This is a genomic window from Massilia frigida, from assembly GCF_011682175.1.
Taxonomy (GTDB): Bacteria; Pseudomonadota; Gammaproteobacteria; order Burkholderiales; family Burkholderiaceae_D; genus Telluria_A; species Telluria_A frigida.
Genome location: NZ_WHJG01000251.1, coordinates 1 through 227, shown reverse-complemented (window position 1 = coordinate 227; position 227 = coordinate 1). Strand labels below are relative to the sequence as shown.

Annotated in this window: 1 pseudogene; it reads right to left on the bottom strand. The window is 59.5% G+C overall.

Annotation, left to right across the window (positions count from 1 at the left end):
- Positions 1-211 (bottom strand): annotated as a pseudogene (locus F2P44_RS34840) (IS5/IS1182 family transposase); the annotation flags it as partial.
- Between the last annotated feature and the right edge of the window lie 16 nt (positions 212-227).

The window sequence follows — 227 nt, the reverse complement described above, 5'->3', positions numbered from 1 at the left end:
CATTCGCCAGCCAAGCCCGAACATGTGGCGGTCGGCCGATGCCGTCCCAGGAATCGTCAGCGAACTCCTCGATACGCGCCCACTCCAGAACGTAGATCACGCGCTCAAGTTTCGGCGTCACGACGCCCAGTTCTGCGCACAGTTCCGGCAGCACGTCATATTGAACCGCGTTCCAGCGTTGCATGATCAGAGCAGGTCGGGTAGCATTCATGGTGTGGGCGTTTTGA